At 66.4% G+C, this 17,513-nt stretch carries 12 protein-coding genes and 2 tRNA genes; 4 read left to right on the top strand and 10 right to left on the bottom strand.

The window, feature by feature from the left end:
- Positions 1-131 precede the first annotated feature (131 nt).
- The 6 genes from ACWPW1_RS08615 to ACWPW1_RS08590 all read right to left on the bottom strand — a co-directional run bounded on the left by ACWPW1_RS08615 (position 132) and on the right by ACWPW1_RS08590 (position 8,624).
- On the bottom strand, positions 132-1,487 hold the full coding sequence (locus ACWPW1_RS08615; RefSeq protein ID WP_454252785.1) for an MFS transporter: 1,356 nt from the start codon (positions 1,485-1,487) through the stop codon (positions 132-134).
- Positions 1,488-1,535: 48 nt separating this feature from the next.
- Positions 1,536-2,456: an SMP-30/gluconolactonase/LRE family protein gene (locus ACWPW1_RS08610; RefSeq protein ID WP_454252784.1), complete on the bottom strand. Its 921-nt coding sequence runs from the start codon at positions 2,454-2,456 to the stop codon at positions 1,536-1,538.
- A 450-nt stretch (positions 2,457-2,906) separates the two neighbouring features.
- Complete coding sequence (locus ACWPW1_RS08605; RefSeq protein ID WP_454252783.1) at positions 2,907-4,775, bottom strand: feruloyl-CoA synthase; 1,869 nt, start codon at positions 4,773-4,775, stop codon at positions 2,907-2,909.
- Between the two features lie 79 nt (positions 4,776-4,854).
- Positions 4,855-6,303, bottom strand: coding sequence for an aldehyde dehydrogenase (locus ACWPW1_RS08600; protein WP_454252782.1), 1,449 nt, complete (start codon positions 6,301-6,303; stop codon positions 4,855-4,857).
- A gap of 40 nt (positions 6,304-6,343) precedes the next feature.
- The gene (locus tag ACWPW1_RS08595; protein WP_017638769.1) at positions 6,344-7,174 is read right to left on the bottom strand and encodes a p-hydroxycinnamoyl CoA hydratase/lyase; all 831 of its coding nucleotides are present in this window, start codon (positions 7,172-7,174) and stop codon (positions 6,344-6,346) included.
- Positions 7,175-7,280: 106 nt separating this feature from the next.
- Complete coding sequence (locus ACWPW1_RS08590; protein WP_059314321.1) at positions 7,281-8,624, bottom strand: MFS transporter; 1,344 nt, start codon at positions 8,622-8,624, stop codon at positions 7,281-7,283.
- Between the two features lie 389 nt (positions 8,625-9,013).
- On the opposite strand from ACWPW1_RS08590, the gene ACWPW1_RS08585 reads away from it, so the two are divergent.
- Together ACWPW1_RS08585 and ACWPW1_RS08580 are read left to right on the top strand one after the other, a co-directional pair.
- Entirely contained in the window at positions 9,014-10,072 is a 1,059-nt protein-coding gene (locus tag ACWPW1_RS08585) for an aromatic ring-hydroxylating dioxygenase subunit alpha (RefSeq protein ID WP_059314320.1), read from the top strand.
- A 9-nt stretch (positions 10,073-10,081) separates the two neighbouring features.
- Entirely contained in the window at positions 10,082-11,035 is a 954-nt protein-coding gene (locus ACWPW1_RS08580) for a PDR/VanB family oxidoreductase (protein ID WP_454252781.1), read from the top strand.
- 64 nt (positions 11,036-11,099) lie between these two features.
- Here the strand turns inward: ACWPW1_RS08580 and ACWPW1_RS08575 are convergent, their stop codons facing one another.
- Together ACWPW1_RS08575 and ACWPW1_RS08570 are read right to left on the bottom strand one after the other, a co-directional pair.
- Positions 11,100-11,807, bottom strand: coding sequence for a GntR family transcriptional regulator (locus ACWPW1_RS08575; RefSeq protein WP_184291127.1), 708 nt, complete (start codon positions 11,805-11,807; stop codon positions 11,100-11,102).
- Positions 11,804-12,709: a LysR substrate-binding domain-containing protein gene (locus ACWPW1_RS08570; protein ID WP_184291129.1), complete on the bottom strand. Its 906-nt coding sequence runs from the start codon at positions 12,707-12,709 to the stop codon at positions 11,804-11,806. Before ACWPW1_RS08570 ends, ACWPW1_RS08575 begins: the two co-directional genes overlap by 4 nt.
- A gap of 151 nt (positions 12,710-12,860) precedes the next feature.
- On the opposite strand from ACWPW1_RS08570, the gene ydiJ reads away from it, so the two are divergent.
- Positions 12,861-15,890: a D-2-hydroxyglutarate dehydrogenase YdiJ gene (gene ydiJ, locus ACWPW1_RS08565; protein ID WP_454253908.1), complete on the top strand. Its 3,030-nt coding sequence runs from the start codon at positions 12,861-12,863 to the stop codon at positions 15,888-15,890.
- Positions 15,891-16,158: 268 nt separating this feature from the next.
- On the opposite strand, the gene ACWPW1_RS08560 is transcribed toward ydiJ, so the two are convergent.
- Positions 16,159-16,235 (bottom strand) — tRNA-Asp (locus tag ACWPW1_RS08560).
- A gap of 13 nt (positions 16,236-16,248) precedes the next feature.
- Positions 16,249-16,324 (bottom strand) — tRNA-Val (locus ACWPW1_RS08555).
- Between the two features lie 211 nt (positions 16,325-16,535).
- On the opposite strand from ACWPW1_RS08555, the gene rdgC reads away from it, so the two are divergent.
- Positions 16,536-17,456, top strand: coding sequence for a recombination-associated protein RdgC (gene rdgC, locus ACWPW1_RS08550; protein ID WP_059314316.1), 921 nt, complete (start codon positions 16,536-16,538; stop codon positions 17,454-17,456).
- The last annotated feature ends 57 nt before the right edge of the window (positions 17,457-17,513 follow it).

Below are 17,513 nucleotides of genomic sequence, written 5' to 3'. Positions count from 1 at the left end.
GCATCTTCCTCCAGGCTGTTCTATAACCGCACCTCGCCTGAAGGGTGCCTGGTGGTGCCACATCTCTCACAGCCATCAGGCCTTGGCCAAGAAAGGAAGGCGCCGCGTGGGCGCCTTCCCTGCCGCCCCCTTCAGGTCCGACCAGCGCCCTGCAATGCAGCCTCGCCCACTGGCCGTACCGGCGCCCGCCGACTCGGATCACCCAGCCAGAGCATCAGGGCGACGCCCAGCGCCAGCACCGAGGCCACCACATAGAAGGGCCCGGAGAAACTCTGGGTCGCATCCTTCACCAGGCCGATGGCGAAGGGCCCGACGAAGCCGCCCAGGTTGCCGATGGAGACGATCAGCGCCAGCCCGCCCGCCGCCGCCCTGCCGGTCAGGAAGGTGGAGGGAATGGCCCAGAAGGTCGCCTGGAAGGACAGGATGCTGGCTACCGTCACGCTGATACAGGTCATGCGCAGCAGCGGATCCGCCGAGAGTGCGGCGCCCACCAGGCCAAGGGCAGCCAGCGCCAGGGCGCCCGCCACATAGGGCAGACGCTGGGCACTCCGGTTGGCCTGGCGTGCCCAGAGCGTCATGGCGACGGCACCGAGCACATAGGGAATGGTGGCCACCAGCCCCACGGTGGTGTTTTGCATGCCCAGGCTCTTGATGATCTGCGGCATCCAGATGCCGATGCCAACGGAGCCCACGATGCCACAGAAGTTGATGGCGGCCAGCATGAATACCTTGGAATTGGTGAAGGCGTGGCGCAGCGTGGAGCCATGGGTCGAGCCGATCTCGCGCTGCTCGCGTGCCAGGCGCTCGGTCAGCCAGGTGCGCTCGCGGGTCGACAGCCAGCGCGCCTTGGCCGGCATATCCACCAGCACGAAGAGACAGAGGATGCCGAGCAGCACCGCCGGCAGGGCTTCCGCCACCAGCAGGAATTGCCAGTTCCTCAGCCCCATGAAGTCATGCACGTCCAGCAGCAGCCCCGACAGCGGCGAGCCGATGATGTTGGCGGTGGGAATGCCCAGCAGGAAGGCCGCAGTGGCCTTGGCGCGCCATTTACCCGGAAACCAGTAGGTGAAGTAAAGGTAGACCCCTGGGGTAAAGCCGGCCTCGGCTACCCCCAGCAGGAAGCGCAGGATGCTGAAGCTGACCGGGCCGGTGGCGAAGGCCGTGGCCATGGAGATCAGCCCCCAGCTGATCATGATCCGCGCGATCCACACCCGCGCGCCAAAGCGCTGCAACAGCAGATTGCTTGGTACCTCGAAGAGGAAATAGCCGAAGAAGAACAGACCCGCTGCCCAGCCGAACATCGTCGCCGTAAGCCCCAGGTCCTGGTTCATGCTCAGGGCGGCGAATCCCACGTTGGTGCGATCCAGGTAGCTGACCACATAGCAGGCAAAGATGAACGGCAGGATGCGCCACAGGGCGCGCCGCAGAAGCTGCTCGCCCTCGGCATCGGTCAGCGGCGCCTGGGCGCCAGTACTCGTCTGGTTCATGGATGACCTCTCTTGTAATTGTTGTCTGGGCAAGCGCGGCCGCGCCGGTCAGAGATGGGAATACAGGGGGAGTCCGCGCACCGGGGTCTCGACGCGCAGGATGCTGCCGGTCTCGGATTCGGTGATGAACAGGCTGCGACCCTCGGGACCGCCGAAGGCCAGGTTGGTGTTGCTGATGCCGGCGCAGGAGCGCAGGCGCGCCAGGGGTTCGGCGACCGGGGAGAGTTGCCACACCGAGCCGAAGCCGGTGTGGGCGATATAGAGATTGCTCTCCTCGTCCAGCGCCAGACCGTCGGGGCCACCCAGGCCGCCATGCAGCTGAGCGAAGACACCGACCTTGCCGATCAGCGGACCGTTGCCCAGCGGAATGCGCCAGACCTGCTGGGCCCGGGTGACCGCTATCAGCAGATGGTTGAGGCGTGGATCGAAGACGATGCCGTTGGGACTGGGCACCGTCCCCAGCAGGCAACTGAGCTGGCCATCGGCGCCCAGGCGATAGACGCGCCCACTGGGATCCTGCAGACCGGTCTGTCCCTGGTCGGTGAAATAGAGATCACCGCTCGGCGAGAACACCAGGTCGTTGACGCCCTTGAAGCCTTCCGAGCCGGCGCTGCCCAGCACCGTCTCCACCTCGCCACGCCGTGGCTCGAGTTGCAGGATGCCGCGCTTGTAGTCGGCGATGAAGATTCGCCCGTCGCGGTGGATCTTCAGCCCATTGGGCCAGCCGTCGTATTCGCAGACCAGCTCCCACTCGCCCTTGGGGTCGATGCGAAAGATGCGCCCATAGGGGATGTCGGTCACATAGAGATTGCCCTGTCGATCGAAGGAGGGCCCTTCCAGAAAGGAATCGATGGCCCTGCCCTGGCGATTGGCATCGGCCCATGCCGTACGTCGTGGCTGACGATAGCGCTCGGGCAGGCGAGTGAAGACGGAGGTTTCCAGCGTCGGGGGCGCAGCGAAGAAGCTCATGCACAGAGACCTTTGGAAGGCGAATTACGCCGGCTAGCGGAGGGGTTTTACCCTTGTATTTATGAAACGCTATTTCAAAATAAAGGATGAATAGCCAAATGCAAGCAGTAAAAATCCAAAATCTCAGCCAAGAATGGATTAAGTAGTCTAAAAATCAGAATGAGAGACAGGAATCGCCGTATTGAACAACCACCCCCCAGATCCGATGCGCGGATGAGATGACGAAGCCCAGGTGAACGGCGGACCAGACGGAAGCGGCAGATACGGCGGGCCTCGCTGTTGGCGCCAGCCCAATTCGCAGAAGGTAGAAATGAAAACGCCTGACACCACTCAGGGTGTCAGGCGTTTCTCAAACAGGAACCGCATGGGTCGAGATATCCTTTCGGCCAAGACCGCGAGGACAGGAACAGCCGGCATTGCACCGTGTCGCCTGATCCTCTGGATTGCACCTCAGGCCCGGATCAACAGCGGCGCCGTTCCGCGATAGCAGGCCTCCAACCGTTCCGCGCGATGGGTCAGGACGCTGCGCTGGTTGAGCGAGCCCTTGTCGGTGATCTCGCCACGGTCGGCGGACGGCGGCTCCTCCTGCAGGGCGATCCATTCCAGGCGGCTGGCGTTGCCCGAGGCCTCGCGATTGAGGCGCTTGAGCCAGGCGGCGAACCAGTCCCGTACCGGCGCGCTGGCCAGCACCGTGGCGGCATCGGCGCTCTCGCCCAGCCTGGCCAGTTGCCGGCAGTCCGCCAGGCGTGGAAAGACCAGCAGTCCCAGACACTCGCGATCCGGCGCCGCCACCACCACGTCCTGCACCAGCGGCGTGCCCTCCAGCACCGCGCGGTTGCGCAAGGGACCGACGCTGACGAACACCCCGGACGACAGCTTGAAGTCCTCGGCGATGCGGCCATCGAACATCAGGCCCAGTTGCGGATTGGCAGGGTCGGCGAGCTTGAGGGCATCGCCCGAGCAGTAGAACCCCTCTTCGTCGAAGCAGGCGGCGGTCTGGCCGGCATCACGCCAGTAGCCGGGCATGATGTGCGGCCCGCGGAAGCGCCCTTCCAACTTGCCATCCACCGGCACCAGCTTGAGTTCGCACCCCGGCGCCGGCACCCCGACGTAGCCGGCCACCGACAGCGGGCCGGTGGTGAAGGTGCAGCTGGGCGAGGCCTCGGTCATGCCCAGGCCGGCCATCATGCGGATGCGCTCACCGCAGTGGGCCTCGGCGATGCGATCCAGGCGATCCCAGACACTTTGCGACAGCCCCGCCGCGGCAAAGAAGAACAGCCGCATGCGGGCAAAGAAGCGCTCGCGCAACTCGGCATCGCGCTCCAGGGCATTGGCCAGCTCTTCCCAGCCGCGCGGAACCGTGAGATAGGCGGTGGGTGATACCTCGCGCAGATTGCGCAGGGTTTCGCCGAAGCCCTGGGGCGTCGGCTTGCCTTCGTCGAGATAGAAGGTGCCGCCATTGTAGAGCACGATACCCAGGTTGTGACTGCCACCAAAGGTGTGGTTCCAGGGCAGCCAGTCCACCAGCACCGGCGGCTCCTCGCCAAACACCGGAAAGGTCTGCAACAGCATCTGCTGGTTGGCGCAGAGCATGCGCTGGGTGGTGGTCACCGCCTTGGGCAGCTTGGTGGAGCCGGAAGTGAAAAGGAACTTGGCGATGCTGTCCGGGCCGGTCGCAGCGAAGGCGCGTTCGGCCGCGGCCAGTTCACCGCGAGCGAGCAGCGCCGCGAAGGCCAGGGTGATACGGCCCTGTACCTGACCGCGAGCCGCGATCACCGGTACGTCGGCCGGCAGCACGGCTTCCAGCGCCTTCTGGAAGGCCGGGCCATCGCTGACGAACACCAGTCCCGGCTGCAGCAGGCCGCAGACATGGCGCAGCTTGGCGTGATCCTGGGACAGTAGTGCATAGCCGGGCGACACCGGGCAGAAGGGAATGCCGGCGTAGAGTGCCGCCATGGCCAATTGCAGGTGTTCGGGATCGTTGCCGGAGAGGATCGCCAGCGGGCGCTCGGCGGAGAGGCCGAACTCCAACAGCGCGGCGGCCAGCTGGCGCACCCGTTGCAGCATCTCGGCATAGGAGAATTCGCGCCAGGCACCGCCCGTGTCCCGGGCAGCGAAGAAGGTGCGGTTCGGTGCCACCTCGGCCCAGTGCAGCAGCCGGTCCAACAGTCGCGGCGGCGGTGGCGTCAGGGCTTCCTGGGAGGCCATGTAGAGCAGTCCACCCCGCTCTTCCACGGTGACGCCGGGTTGTCCCAGGGTCACCGGGCGATAGCGCAGCGGCTGATCGGCGGGCGCGCGGGTGTGCGTGACGTGACTCACCTTGAATTCTCCTCTGGGCTGGCGCCCGAAGGCGCCTCTTATTGTTGTCGCGACAGGAGCGAGGGACGGCGGACGCTGATCAGATCGGGTAGTGGCGCGGCCCCGTCTGCAGCGTCACCCAGCGCAACTGGGTGAAGTGCTCGATGGAAGCACGCGAGCCGAAGCTGCCGTAGCCGCTCGACTTGACGCCGCCAAAGGGCATCTGCGCCTCGTCGTGCACAGTGGGGCCGTTGATGTGGCAGATGCCGCTCTCCACCCGCTGCGCCAGCGCCAGGGCACGGGCGGTGTCGCGGCTGAAGATGGCCGACGAGAGGCCGAACTCGGAATCGTTGGCCAGGCGCAGCAGAGCCTCGTCGCCCTCGGCTCGGATCACCACCGCCACCGGGCCGAAGGACTCCTCGGCATAGAGCTGCATCTCGGCGGTGACGCCATCCAGCAGCGTCGGCTGCAGGATGCTGCCCTCCAGCTCGCCACCGCAGACCAGGCGCGCGCCCTTGCCCACGGCGTCGTCGATCATGGCCTTGATGCGGGTGCCGGCGCTGGCGTCGATCAGGGAGCCCAGGACGGAGTCGGGTGCACTCGGATCACCGGCCTTGAGGGTGCACACCTTGGCCGCCAGGCGCTCGACGAAGGCGTCGGCGATGCGGCTGTCCACCAGCAGGCGCTCGGTGGACATGCAGATCTGCCCCTGGTTGAAGTAGGCACCGAAGGCCGCCGCAGCGACCGCGGCATCCAGATCGGCGTCCTCCAGCACCAGCAGCGGTGCCTTGCCGCCCAGCTCCAGCACGGCCGGCTTGAGGTGGCGCGCCGACAGCTCACCGACGATACGACCGACCCGGGTGGAACCGGTGAAGTTGACGCGCCGCACCGCCGGGTTGGCGATCAGCCGCTCGACGATGGCCGGGGCATCTTCCGGAGCATTGGTGACGACGTTGACCACGCCGTCGCCCAGGCCGGCATCCTGCAGCACCTGGCCGATCAACCGGTGCACGCCCGGGCTCTGCTCCGAGGCCTTGAGCACCACGGTGTTGCCGCAGGCCAGCGGCATGGCCAGGGCGCGGGTGCCCAGGATCACCGGGGCGTTCCAGGGGGCGATGCCCAGCACCACGCCGCAGGGCTGGCGCAGCGCCATGGCGAAGCTGCCAGGCACATCGGAAGGAATGACCTCGCCCTGGATCTGGGTGGTCATGGCCGCCGCCTCGCGCAGCATGTTGGCCGCCAAATGGACATTGAAGCCGTACCAGTTGGCCATGGCGCCGGTCTCCCCGGCCAGGGCGACGAATTCGTCACTGCGTGCGGCCAACCCGTCGGCCGCGGCCAGCAGCCGGCGGCGCCGCTCGCCCGGCGGTAGCGCGGCCCAGGCGGGAAAGGCGGCCTGGGCCGCGGCGACGGCGGCGTCGGCATCCTCCGGGGTGGCGGCGGCCACCGTGGAGACCACCGCGCCGGTCACCGGATGGCAACGCTGATAGCTGCGACCGTTGCCGGCCGGGCGGCTGGCGCCGCCGATAAGCAGGGATACCTCGACCATGACGCTACCTCTTGTTGTTGTACGGGTGGGCGGTGGCGATCTAGCGTTTGTAGGTCTGCAGACCGGGCTTGATGCTCTTGTCGTCGAGGAACTGCTTCATGCCCTGCTCGCGACCGCCTTCCGGATCTTGCAGACGCGACTGGTCGAGCTTGGCATAGAGGTAGTCCTCGTTCTGCTCCCAGGTCAGTTCGCGGCAGCGCTTGAAGCCGACCTTGGCGGCCCGCAGTACCACCGGATTCTTGTCCAGCAGCTCACGTGCCAGGGCGGTGGTCACCTCACGCAACTGTTCACGTGGCACGCTCTGGTTGACCAGCCCCATGGCGGCGGCCTCGGGACCGCTGAAGGTCTTGCCGGTCATCACATAGTAGAGCGCGGTGCGGTGGCCCACGGTGTCGGCCAGGGCCTTGCTCACCAGGTTGCCCGGAGGAATGCCCCAGTTGATCTCGGACAGGCCGAAGGTGGCCTCGTCGGCGGTGATGGCCAGGTCGCAGGCCACCAGCGGGCTGAAGCCGCCGCCAAAGCACCAGCCGTTGACCATGGCGATGGTCGGCTTGGCGTACATGCGCAAAAGCTTCCACTGCCACTGGGAGGCCTCGCGACGAATCTTTTCCTGCAGGATTTCGGGGCCGGCATCGGTCTCGCGGAAGTATTCCTTGAGATCCATGCCCGCGGTCCAGGCATCGCCGGCACCGGTCAGCACCAGCACGCCGGCGCTGGCGTCCTGCTCCAGGGTCTCCAGCACCTCGACCATCTCGCGGTTGAGGGTGGGACTCATGGCGTTGCGTTTCTCGGGACGATTGAGCGTCACCCAGGCGATACCGTCCTCGATGTCCACTTTGACTGTCTGCCAGCGTCCGTCGTAACTGCCCATGGCGTGTGCCTCTTGTTGTTGGGTGGGTATGGAGCCGAAGCTACGCCAGGGAATTAGTTAAGTCAATTAACTATTTTAGGCAAAAGGATGACCTTGCCAAAAGCGGCTAGCCCAGCGCCTCGCCCTGCCGCCGACTCACCTCCGTGGCCGTAGGTCGCTGCTCGGGACGAGTCAGCAGGAGCAGCAGACCTGCCGCCACGAACACCCCGGCAAAGACCAGATACAGGCGCAGCGGGGGCCACCCGTTGTCGAGCAGCAGCCCGGCCACCACCGGTGAGAGGATGGCGCCAAGACGGCCGATGCCGATGCCCCAGCCCACCCCGGTGGCCCTGACTTCGGCGGCATAGGCCAGCGCTGGCAGCGCATAGAGTCCGGCGACGCAACCATTGGCGAACAGTCCGATCAGCAGGCCCATGGCCAGGGCACCCAGGTAGGAACTACCCATCTGGGCGAAGGCCACCAGCAGCAGCGCGGTGGTCAGCATGAAGCCGCCCAGCGCGCGTGACAGGGGCAAGCGGGCGAACAGCAGGCCGACCAGGGCGGCGCCAAAGATGCCGCCTACGCTAAGCAGCACGCCACCAGCCACCCCCTGCTGCTCGGACAGCCCCAGGGTGGTCAGCAGCTTGGGCGTCCAGCTCATGATGAAGTAGAAGCCGAACATGGCCAGGAAGAACAGCGTCCACACCAGCAGCGTGGTCCGCCGTAGCGCGGGCGCCAGCAGCCGGCCGACGGTACCGCCCGCCGCTCGGGCCTCGGTCCGGGGTGGCAGCGCTGCCAGTGGCGGCTGACCCAGGCGTCGGGCCAACCGGTTGATCCGTACCAGGGCCCCGGCCGGGCGTCGCGTGAGGAGGAAATCCAGCGACTCGGGCAGACCGATGAGCACCAGGGGAATGGCTCCCAGGGTGATGAGGCCGCCGGCGCAGAAGACCGCGCGCCAGCCCCAGTGCGACAGCAGCCAGACCGCCAGTAGTCCTCCCAGGGTAGCGCCCAGGGCATAGCCCATGCCCTGCAGGCTGACCGCCAGGCCGCGCCAGCGGCGCGCCGAATACTCGCTGGCGATCACGTTGCTGCTGGCTAGCACCCCGCCTACGCCCAGTCCGGTCAGACCCCGCAGCAACGCCAGTTGCAGAGGTGAGCCAGCCAGCGCCGACAGCAGCATGCCGGCGCCCGAGAGCAGCAGGCAGAACAGGATCAGGCGCCGGCGCCCCCAGTGATCGGCCAACGGCGCCAGCAACAGCGAACCGGCGGCCATCCCCACCAGACCGGCGCTGAGCAACATCCCCATCTGGGATCCGGAGAGGCCCCATTCGCGAGATACCGAGGCCGCGGTAAAGGCCATCACCAGCACGTCGAAGCCATCGATCATGTTGAGCAGGATGCAGACCAGCACCGCCAGGTACTGGAAACCGCGCATGGGGCCCTGGTCGACGATCTCGCGCAGATCGCTCATCGCCCACCTCCGGTGCAGGAAGGAGAACGGAAACGGAGCACGGTGCTCCTGGCCCCAGACGAAAAGACAGCGAAGCGCTCTGACATGGCAAGCATCCTTGAATTCTTGTTGTTGGAATCACAGCTCGAAAAGGCTGGCAAAAATGGATCCAATTCACAAGATGGTGTCTGCCTCAGACTGAACTCACGCCTGACCTTCACCCAGGTACCAACCAGAGGAAATACCAGGACAATCAAGGCTATTCGGGCTTCACTACACCGAATACAGCCGCAATTTACCGGGCGATTATCGACCAGCAACCGCTACCCTACCGGGCCTAACCGCATTGACACCCTTGGGTACCCCAATCAATTATTGGATCCAATAGACAACAACAAGAGGTTCCAATCATGTACCCGAAGAACGCCTGGTACGTCGCCTGCACCCCCGATGAAGTCCAAGACAAGCCCCTCGGCCGGCAGATCTGCGGCGAGCCCTTGGTCTTCTATCGCGACGCCAATGGCCAGGTGGTGGCGCTGGAAGACTTCTGCCCGCACCGTGGTGCGCCGCTGTCGCTGGGCTTCGTCCGCGACGGCACCCTGGTCTGTGGCTATCACGGCCTGGAAATGGGCTGCGGCGGCAAGACCCTGGGCATGCCAGGCCAGAGGGTCGGCGTCTTTCCCGCGGTACGCCCCTATGCCGCCGTGGAGCGGCACGGCTTCATCTGGGTCTGGCCAGGTGATCAGGCCAAGGCCGATCCGGCCCTGATTCCCTATCTGGAATGGGCCGAAAGCCCCGACTGGGCCTATGGCGGCGGCCTGTATCACATCCAGTGCGACTACCGACTGATGATCGATAACCTCATGGACCTCACCCACGAGACCTACGTCCACGCCTCCAGCATTGGCCAGAAGGAGATCGACGAGGCGCCGCCAGCCACCCGCGTCGAGGGGGACGAGGTCATCACCAGCCGACACATGGAAAACATTTCCGCCCCGCCCTTCTGGCGCATGGCCCTGCGCGGCAATGGCCTGGCCGACGACGTCCCGGTGGATCGCTGGCAGATCTGCCGCTTCACTCCGCCCAGCCACGTGATGATCGAGGTGGGCGTGGCCCATGCCGGCCATGGCGGCTACGACGCGCCGGCTGCGGTCAAGGCCGCCAGCGTGGTGGTGGACTTCATCACCCCCGAGACCGAGACCTCCATCTGGTACTTCTGGGGGATGGCACGCAACTTCAAGGCGGAGGACGCCGAACTCACCGCCAGCATCCGCGAAGGCCAGGGCAAGATTTTCGGCGAAGACCTGGAGATGCTCGAACGCCAGCAGCAGAACCTCTTGCGCTATCCCGAACGCGGGCTGCTCAAGCTCAATATCGATGCCGGCGGCGTGCAGTCGCGGCAGATCATCGACCGCCTGCTGGCCGCCGAACAGGCCGCCACCGGCATCCCGGTCCGGCAGATCGCCTAGGAGACAGTCATGCTCGATCTGATCGTCACCGCCGTGCAACGTGAAGCCCCCACCATCCTGGCCTTCGACCTGGCCCGCGCCGACGGCGGCCCGCTGCCCGGCTTCAGCGCCGGCGCTCACCTGGAGATCACTCTGGGCGACGGCCTGGTCCGCCACTATTCGCTCTGCACCGCACCCGAGCCCGCCCCGACTCGCTATCGCATCGCGGTGCTCCTCGTCGCCGACTCCCGCGGCGGCTCCCAGGCCATGCATGAACTGGAGGTAGGTGATCGCCTGCAGGTGAGCGAGCCGCGCAACCTCTTCGCGCTGGTCCCCACTGCGCGCCGCACCCAGCTGCTGGCCGGTGGTATCGGCATCACCCCGATCCTGGCCATGGCCGAGCAGCTCCATCAGCAGGGCGCGCGCTTCAACCTGCGCTACCTGGTGCGGGATCGCGAGCACGCCGCCTTCATCCCCTGGCTCAAGGCGCGGCCCTATGCCGACCAGGTCAGGGTCCACTTCGACCAGCACGACCCGGCGCTGCGACCCAACTTCCAGCACCTGCTCGGCCCGGCGGCGCCGGACGACCACCTCTATGTCTGCGGACCGGCGGGCTTCATGGCCGCCGTGGTGGACGCCGCCCAGGCCCAGGGCTGGCAACCCGGGCAGATCCACCGCGAATACTTCGCCGCCGACCCCGCCGCCCAGGGCGAGCAACGGCCCTTCGAGGTGGAGCTGGCGCGCAGCGGACGCCGCGTGGAGGTACCGGCCGAGCGCAGCGTGGTCGAGGTACTGGCCGACCTCGGAATCGTCCTGCCGGTCTCCTGTGGCCAGGGCCTCTGCGGCACCTGCCTGACCCCAGTGCTGGCCGGTGAACCCGAGCACCGCGATCTCTTTCTTTCCGAAGCCGAGCACGCCGCCAACGATCGCTTCACCCCCTGCTGCTCGCGCGCCAAGGGCGAGCGGTTGGTGCTGGATCTCTGACAAACCGAGCCCGCCCTCACCCCGGCCCTCTCCCCTTGGGAGAGGGCCGGGGTGAGGGTCCGCTCTACACCAGCACCTTCATCGCCCCCGCCTCGCCCTCTTCCCCACCAAACCACCGCGCATACCCCAGGGTCGCCTGGGCATGCTCGCGCATGATGCCCTCGGCGCGGGCGCCCTGGCCGCGCACCAGGGCGTCGAACACCGCGTGGTGCTGCAGGTGGGCGAAATTGAAGCGACGGTACTCGCGGTCGAGATCCTCGGCATCCACCGCCAGGGCGCTCACCGAGGCAAAGGGCAGGTGCTCGTGACGCCCCAGGGCCACGGCGATGGCCGGATTGCCACTGGCCGCGACGATGGCCTGGTGGAACGCCCGATTGAGATCGTGATAGTCCTCCAGGTCCTCCAACCGCACATGCCCTTTGGCGAACAGCCGATCGCCACGGCGCAGGCAGTCTTCCAGCGTGGCGCGCGTGGCCGCATCCAGGCCGCGCTCGGCCGCCTGGCGCGCGGCCAGGCCTTCCAGCACGCCGCGCACCTCCACCGCGCCTTCCAGATCGGCGCCCGTCAGCGCGCGCACCTGATAGCCCCGGGCGCCGCTGCGCTCCAGCAAGCCCTCCTGGGCCAGGGTGCGCAGGGCCAGGCGCACCGGCATGCGTGACACGGCGAAGCGCTCGGCGGTGGGAATCTCCGCCAGCCGCTCGCCCGCCGTGAGTTCGCCGGACAGAATCATCTGCCGCAGCGCGGCCAGTACCCGCTGTCCCGGCTTGCTCATGACAGTCCCTCTCCTTCGTTGATCTCGGCCAGCAGCCACTGGCGAAAGGCCTGCAGCGACGGCAGCCCTTCGTTGCGTGGTGGATAGACCAGGTAATAGCTGCGCCGACTGACCAGCGCCGGACCGCAGGCCAGCAGCTCGCCCTGGGCCAGTTCGTCCTCCACCAGTACCCGCGGCACCAACCCGATGCCGATGCCGGCGCGCACCGCCTGGATCAGGTGCGAGGTCAGCTCGAAACTCGGCCCCGGGCGCATGGCCCGATGGGGCAGCTCATGGTGGCGGAACCATTCACCCCAGGCCTGGGGATTGTTGGCCACGCCCAGGAGCAGCTGGCCAGCCAGGGTCGCCGGCGTCGCATCCGGCAACTCGGCCAGCGTCGTCGGGCTGGCAATCACCACAAGCTGCTCGGCCTGCAGCGGATGAGCACAAAGCCCTGGCCAGTTACCGCTGCCGACGCTGATAGCCGCATCGATCTCGCTGGCGGCGAAGTCCACCGCCTGGATCCGCGAATGCAAGTGCACCAGCATGCCGGGATGGGCAGCGTAGAAGTCGCCCAGGCGTGGCAACAGCCACTTGGAACCAAAGGTCGGCAGCACCGCCAGGCGCAGCGTGCCCTGCCCGGAGGCGAAGGCCATGGCCTGCAGGGTGGCGCTGCGGATCTGCCCCAGGGCCAGGCCCAGCTCACGGCTATAGGCGCGGCCCACGTCGGTAAGCACGATCTGCCGGCCCTCGCGGCGAAACAGCGTCAGACCCAGCAACTGTTCCAGCGCCTGCACCTGGCGCCCTACGGCACTCTGAGTCAAGGACAGCTCTTCGGCCGCCCGGGTATAGCTCTCGTGGCGCGCCGCCGCCTCGAAGGCCAGCAGCAGCGACATGGAGGGCGTCAGGCGACGGTGATTCATTCAGGATCTTCCGGCATAGGCGGCGGAATCTTCGGTTGTGGCCCCGGCGCGCTGTGGTGAGAATGCCTACTATAGCCAGAAAAGGTCGATGCCATTCCTTCGTTCGCTGAAGGAGACGGCCATCCGCCGCCAGAGAGCCCGCCTGATGAACATGATCGCCCGCCTGCCGGCCCCGGCACCCCTCGCCGCCGCCTACACCGACTTCCTCAGCGCCCTCGCCGCCAGCGGTTTCCAGGGTGAGATCGCACCGGACCATGCCAGCCGTACGGTCATGGCCACCGACAACTCCATCTACCAGCGCCTGCCCCAGGCGGCGGTGTTTCCCAAGGACAGCGCCGACGTCCAGCGCCTGGCCCAACTGATGGGCGAGTCGCGCTTCCAGGGCGTGGTCCTCACCCCGCGCGGCGGCGGCACCGGCACCAATGGCCAGTCGCTCACCGACGGCATCGTGGTCGACCTCTCCCGCCACCTGAACCGGATCCTGGAAATCAATGCCGCAGAGGGCTGGGTTCGGGTCCAGGCTGGAGTGGTCAAGGACCAGCTCAATGCCGCGCTCAGGCTCCACGGGCTGTTCTTCGCCCCGGAGTTGTCCACCTCCAACCGCGCCACCCTCGGCGGCATGATCAACACCGATGCCAGCGGCCAGGGCAGCGTGACCTACGGCAAGACCCGTAACCACGTACTGGAACTGGACGCCTACCTGATCGGTGGGGAACGCCTGCAGAGTCGCCCGGTGGACAGCGCCGAGCTGGACGCCCTTTGCGCCCGCCAGGACCGCACCGGCGCGGTTTACCGCTGCGCCCGGGACATCGCCGAGAATCAGGCCGAACTGATCGAGGCGCGCTTTCCCAAGCTCAACCGCTGCCTGACCGGCTATGACCTGGCGCACCTGGTCGAGCCGGATGGCCGGTTCAACCTCAACAGCGTGCTCTGCGGCGCCGAAGGCTCCCTGGCCTTCATCGCCGAAGCCAAGCTCAATGTCCTGCCGATTCCCAAGTACTCGGTGCTGGTCAACGTCCGCTATGGCAGCTTCATGGACGCCCTGCGCGACGCCCGCGCCCTGATCGAATTGAAACCGCTGTCCATCGAGACGGTGGATTCCAAAGTACTGCTGCTGGCCATGCAGGACATCGTCTGGCACAGCGTGGCGGAATACTTTCCCGAGGACGTGGAGCGTCCCACCCTGGGCATCAACCTGGTGGAATTCAGCGGCGACGATCCCGAGGCAGTGGACGCCCGCGTCCAGGGCTTCCTGGAGCACCTGCGCCAGGACCCCACCGTCGAGCGCCTGGGCCACACCCTGGCCATCGGGCGCAATGCCGTGACCCGCGTCTACACCATGCGCAAGCGCGCCGTGGGCCTCCTGGGCAATGTCCAGGGCGAGATCCGCCCGCAGCCCTTCGTCGAGGACACCGCGGTGCCGCCGGAGCGCCTGGCCGACTTCATCGCCGAATTCCGCGCCCTGCTCGACGGCCACAACCTGCAATACGGCATGTTCGGCCATGTCGACGCCGGGGTGCTGCACGTGCGTCCGGCGCTGGACCTCAAGGACCCGCGCCAGACGGCGCTGGTGCGGCCGATCTCCGACCAGGTGGCCGCCTTGACGCAGAAATACGGCGGCCTGCTCTGGGGTGAACACGGCAAGGGCGTGCGCTCGGAATATGCGCCGGCCTTCTTTGGCGATCTCTATCCCGCCCTGCAGGCGCTCAAGGGCGCCTTCGACCCGCACAACCAGCTCAATCCCGGCAAGATCGCCACCCCGCTCGCCAGCGGCGCCGAACTGCTCAAGGTCGATGGCGTGACCCTGAGAGGCGAACTGGACCGCACCCTCGACGAGCGCGTCTGGCAGAGCTACGGCACTGCCATGCACTGCAACGGTAACGGCGCCTGCTACAACTATGATCCCGACGACGCCATGTGCCCGTCCTGGAAGGCCACCCGCCAGCGCATCCACTCCCCCAAGGGCCGTGCCTCGCTGATCCGCGAATGGCTGCGCCTGCAGGGCCAGGCCGGCATCGACGTCCTGGCTCCGGCCCCGCGTGGCGTCCTGAACTGGCTCAAGGCCCTGCCGCAGCGCTGGCGCAATGGCCGTCAGGCCGAGGCGGACTTCTCCCATGAGGTCTATGACGCCATGGCTGGCTGTTTGGCCTGCAAGTCCTGCGCGGGCCTGTGCCCGATCAAGGTCAATGTGCCGGAATTCCGCTCGCGCTTTCTCGAGCTCTATCACCGTCGCTACCTGCGCCCGCTGCGCGACTACCTGATCGGTTCGCTGGAATTCAGCCTGCCGGCGTTCGCCCGTGCACCCGGCCTCTACAACGCCGCCATGGGCGCCACGCCCATTCAGCGGCTATTCGCCGAGCGCATCGGCATGGTCGACAGCCCCCTGCTCAGCCGTTTCGACCTGGTGCCGGTCATGCATCAATGGCAGGTACAGATTGCCACCCCCGAGCGGCTGCTGGCCCTGAGCGAGGAAGAGCGCGCCAAGACCATCGTGGTGGTGCAGGACGCCTTCACCCGCTATTTCGAGACCCCGCTCACCGCCGCTTTCCTCGAACTAGCCGCGCGGCTCGGCCAACGCGTCTTTCTCGCGCCCTATCGCGCCAACGGCAAGCCGTTGCAGGTGCAGGGCTTCCTCGGCGCCTTCGAACGCACGGCGCGGCGCAACGCGGCGGGGCTCGCCAGCCTGGCCGGCTTCGGCGTCAAGCTGGTGGGCCTGGATCCGGCCATGACCCTGGTCTATCGCCAGGAATACCCCAAGGTCCCCGGCATCGCCCGGATGCCCGAGGTGCTCCTGCCCCAGGAGTGGCTGCTGCAGGTGTTGCCGAAAGAGAAGCAGGTGGTCGGTGACAAGGTCTATCGCCTGCTCGGCCATTGCACCGAAAAGACCAACGCCCCGGCCAGCGTCAGCCAATGGCAGCAGGTGTTCGAGCGCCTGGGCCTGGGCCTCAAGCCGGAAAGCACCGGATGCTGCGGCATGTCCGGCACCTACGGCCACGAGGCGCGCAATCTGGCGACCTCCAAGGTGATCTACGACCAGTCCTGGGCCCGCGCCCTGGCGGTACCGGCCGAACAGGGCGAAGCCCTGGCCACCGGCTACTCCTGCCGCAGCCAGGTCAAGCGCATCGACGACCGCCGCCTGCGCCACCCGTTGGAAGCGGTACTTGATGCAATAAGGGGCTGAGTTCGCACCTTGCCCCACCTATCGCGGCCATGGGCCGTTCCTACAAGCGCGTGACACCCTGTAGGAGCGGCCCATGGCCGCGATTAACGCGCAGCGTTTTCCACGCGCGGGTGATCAGGCCAAGGTGCAAACCCATCGACCCAAGCAATTCATATAAGGAAGGGAAAACGCGAGAAAGCACGATAGGAAAATCGCGCCCAAACGAAAAAGCGGCCACTAGGGCCGCTTTTCGATGGTTGCTGGCGTTCAGGACCAGACAACCCTTAAATGGCGCAGCGGACGGGACTCGAACCCGCGACCCCCGGCGTGACAGGCCGGTATTCTAACCGACTGAACTACCGCTGCGCATTACCTCGAGTGGTGGGTGATGACGGGATCGAACCGCCGACCCTCTGCTTGTAAGGCAGATGCTCTCCCAGCTGAGCTAATCACCCGTTTGCTCTCGAAGTGGGGCGCATTCTACGGAGGGGTTTCCCACCTGGCAACCCCTTTTTGAAAAAAATTTTCCCAGCACTTCCAAAGGCTTAGCGTTGCGCTCCGGAGCTGTCAGAGAATGCCGGCATTCCCGACGACCACCGCGATCCGGGGTTGGCCTCCAGGGCGGGCGACGCGGATAATGCGCGCTTCGTTTTTGGGAGTGACACCATGTGGTTCCGTAATCTGCTCGTCTACCGTCTCACCCAGGAAGTCGCCTTCGAGACCGAAGCCCTCGACGCCGCCCTCGCCGCCAAACCGGCGCGCCCCTGTGCCAGCCAGGAGTTGTCCACCTATGGCTTCGTCGCCCCCTTCGGCAAGGGCCCGGACCTGCCGCTGGTACACGAAAGCCAGGGCTTCTTCCTGATCGCCGCGCGCAAGGAAGAACGCATCCTGCCCAGCAGCGTCGTCAAGGAAGCCGTGCAGGAAAAGGTCGACGAGATCGAAAACCAGCAGATGCGCAAGGTCTACAAGAAGGAGAAGGAGCAGATCAAGGACGAGATCGTCCAGGCCTTCCTGCCGCGCGCCTTCATTCGTCGCCAGACCACCTATGCCGCCATCGACCCCAAGCAGGGCTGGATCCTGGTGGACGCCTCCAGCGCCAAGCGCGCCGAGGACCTGCTCTCCACCCTGCGCGATGCCCTGGGCTCGCTGCCGGTACGGCCGCTGGGCGTCAAGCAGGCGCCGATGGCCACCTTCACCGACTGGGTCAAGGCCGGTGACGCCACCCACGGCCTCTATATCCTCGACGAGTGCGAACTGCGCGACGCCGGCGAAGATGGCGGCGTGGTGCGCTGCAAGGGCCAGGACCTCACCAGCGAAGAGATCCAGAACCACCTGGGCGCTGGCAAGCTGGTCACCAAGCTGGCCCTGGCCTGGCAGGACAAGCTCGCCCTGCTGCTGGACGACAAGGTCACCATCAAGCGCCTGAAGTTCGAGGACCTGCTGCAGGACCAGGCCGAACAGGACGGTGGCGAAGACGCCCTCGGCCAGCAGGACGCCAGCTTCGTGCTGATGATGATGACCCTGGCGGAATTCCTGCCACAGCTGATCGAAGCCCTGGGTGGCGAAGAGCTGCCTCAGGGACTGTAAGCTTCAATCAAGGCCGGCGCAGACCGGCCTTTTTTCTGCCCTTACAAAAAGGAGTTT

It is taken from the genome of Pseudomonas sp. Marseille-Q7302 (assembly GCF_965111925.1).
This window is presented reverse-complemented; position numbering and strand designations above follow the sequence as displayed.

Bases quoted from the DNA above. Each gene is read 5' to 3' on its own strand.
- ACWPW1_RS08615 (WP_454252785.1), bottom strand. From the start codon at position 1,487: ATGAACCAGACGAGTACTGGCGCCCAGGCGCCGCTGACCGATGCCGAG.
- ACWPW1_RS08610 (WP_454252784.1), bottom strand. From the start codon at position 2,456: ATGAGCTTCTTCGCTGCGCCCCCGACGCTGGAAACCTCCGTCTTCACT.
- ACWPW1_RS08600 (WP_454252782.1), bottom strand. From the start codon at position 6,303: ATGGTCGAGGTATCCCTGCTTATCGGCGGCGCCAGCCGCCCGGCCGGC.
- ACWPW1_RS08595 (WP_017638769.1), bottom strand. From the start codon at position 7,174: ATGGGCAGTTACGACGGACGCTGGCAGACAGTCAAAGTGGACATCGAG.
- ACWPW1_RS08590 (WP_059314321.1), bottom strand. From the start codon at position 8,624: ATGAGCGATCTGCGCGAGATCGTCGACCAGGGCCCCATGCGCGGTTTC.
- ACWPW1_RS08585 (WP_059314320.1), top strand. From the start codon at position 9,014: ATGTACCCGAAGAACGCCTGGTACGTCGCCTGCACCCCCGATGAAGTC.
- ACWPW1_RS08580 (WP_454252781.1), top strand. From the start codon at position 10,082: ATGCTCGATCTGATCGTCACCGCCGTGCAACGTGAAGCCCCCACCATC.
- ACWPW1_RS08575 (WP_184291127.1), bottom strand. From the start codon at position 11,807: ATGAGCAAGCCGGGACAGCGGGTACTGGCCGCGCTGCGGCAGATGATT.
- ACWPW1_RS08570 (WP_184291129.1), bottom strand. From the start codon at position 12,709: ATGAATCACCGTCGCCTGACGCCCTCCATGTCGCTGCTGCTGGCCTTC.
- ydiJ (WP_454253908.1), top strand. From the start codon at position 12,861: ATGATCGCCCGCCTGCCGGCCCCGGCACCCCTCGCCGCCGCCTACACC.
- rdgC (WP_059314316.1), top strand. From the start codon at position 16,536: ATGTGGTTCCGTAATCTGCTCGTCTACCGTCTCACCCAGGAAGTCGCC.